Raw genomic sequence first — 2,082 nt, forward strand, 5'->3', positions numbered from 1 at the left:
CACCCAGAAGCCCGAAAGCGTAATAAACACCCTGCTCAGTGGCAAATTTTGGCATTTTAACAACAAAAAAAATATGAAGATAGACGCTATTATAGGAAATCCACCCTATCAGGTAATGGACGGAGGAGCTGGAGCAGAAGATGCAGCAGCTCCTATATATCATAAATTTGTGACATTAGCAAAACAACTCAGTAGTCAATTTATAAGTTTGATTATGCCTTCTAAATGGATGATTGGAGGGCGAAGTGAACTGATTCCTTTCTTAGAAGAAATGAAAAATGACCCTCATCTTGCTTATATAAAAGATTACCGAGATGACCGTTCCATATTCCCCACTGCTCACAATGATGGAGGAATTTGTTACTTTCTTTGGAATAGAAAAAAGACTAACAAAAACGTTGTTTACACCTATATTACAATGGAGGGGGAAGAAATTAAAGGAGGTAACCAATTACATAATAAATTCTTTGATTATGTAGTGCGAGACATAAGAGTTCTCCCTATTCTTGAGAAAATACATCAACATAATCCGTTAAAGTTCTCAACAATTGTGTCAAAAACACGCCCTTTCGGTCTTAGGAAAGACATTTTTAATAATCCTGATAAGTATCCTAAATCTTTATTAGCATTTGAATCTTTTAAAGATTCTGTAAAAGTCTTTGGCGTAAAAGGAAAAAAAGGAGGTGCTAAACGTATTTTCGGTTATATAACTAAAGAAGATATAACAGATAAATACAATGTTTTAAATAAATACAAGTTGTTTTTTACCACAACTTATTCATCGGATGCCGTAACTCCTCCTGAATACATAAAAGGCTATCCTAATGATATTTGCACGGAAACATTTCTCCTTGTAGGAATATTTCAAAAAGAAGATGAAATGAATAATTGTGCAAAGTATATGGAAACTTCTTTTTTTCGTTTTCTTTTATTCTTAGGACACGGAACAATGCAAGTTAATCAAAAGGTATTTTCACTTATCCCTCTACAAAACTTCACCTCTTCAAGCGATATTGATTGGTCGCAAACTATTGAAGCTATAGATAAACAACTTTATGCTAAATATAATCTTTCAGAAGATGAAGTAGCTTTTATTAAGCGAATGATTAAACCAATAGTTTAAAAAAAGTGTACAGCTCACCCGCTGTACGCTTTTTTGCTATTCTATAGGTCTTACCATTTTTTCAATATAAGCTATTTCCTCAGGAGTAAGCCTATATTTTTTATATAGTTTTTCATCTGTCCACGCCTCATCAAAGTTTTGTTGCGGAACAAATTGGTAAAACTCTTTGGTTGAGTGTTGGGTATTCTTTTTTAGTGTTAGACAAAAGTGTAGAAACTTCGTTTCTATATATTGCATTACATTCTCACATTGTTTTTTTGTAGCGAAAGGGCCTATTACTAAGTAGGTTTCTGTACAACAAGAGTTAGGCTCTGCATAAATAGGGGTTACTTTATCGGTCTTGCTATTGCCACTTCCTACAGCATAAGGAACAATTACTTTATGCTCTTTTATCCATTGCTGATTTTTTAATACTTCTTCTTTCTTAACGTACCCTATACCTCCATTCACATAGATTTTTACAGCTCCTTTAAAAGATTCTTTTTTACCTTTAAAATAGGTTCTTAATCCAAAAGGTTTTGCAGAACTTATGAGTTCACTAAAACTTTTTTCTTCCAGAGATTGTATTTTTCTAAAAATAGGAATAGCTTCGTTGTATCGAATAAATACATCGGCATTCTTTTCTTTAAGCGGACGTTTTAGTGCTGAGATACATTCACCATTTTCATAAGTTCTAATAAGGCAATCTCCTTTATATTCCCTGTCCCAAAGGAAATAGTTTACTCCTCCTTTGATTTCGATATTAGAGAATATCTCAGCAGCATTAGGGTAATCGTGTATAGCTTTAAAGTGTTTATTTTCAAGCATTGCTTCACGAAAGTCATCCAATCCCTTACCTCCTGCAAACCACCTGCTGGGAGTAATCAAACTAATATATTTTGGGCTGAGTTTTATAGCTTGCTGAATGAACAGTTGATAAACAGGTTTTGCGCTCGCTTGAGCTCCTCCGTCCATTACCT

2 protein-coding genes are annotated in these 2,082 nt (G+C 34.0%); one reads left to right on the plus strand and one right to left on the minus strand.

Features of this window, described 5'->3' with window-relative positions:
* The coding region (locus JMN12_RS15110) for an Eco57I restriction-modification methylase domain-containing protein (protein WP_238423946.1) at positions 1–1,123 on the plus strand (1,123 nt) is incomplete at its 5' end.
* Positions 1,124–1,159: 36 nt separating this feature from the next.
* Here the strand turns inward: JMN12_RS15110 and JMN12_RS15115 are convergent.
* Positions 1,160–2,082, minus strand: a 923-nt coding sequence (locus JMN12_RS15115; RefSeq protein ID WP_203140085.1) for an Eco57I restriction-modification methylase domain-containing protein, incomplete at its 5' end; no start/stop codon positions are given.

This window comes from Capnocytophaga genosp. AHN8471 (assembly GCF_016806945.1).
Taxonomy (GTDB): Bacteria; Bacteroidota; Bacteroidia; order Flavobacteriales; family Flavobacteriaceae; genus Capnocytophaga; species Capnocytophaga periodontitidis.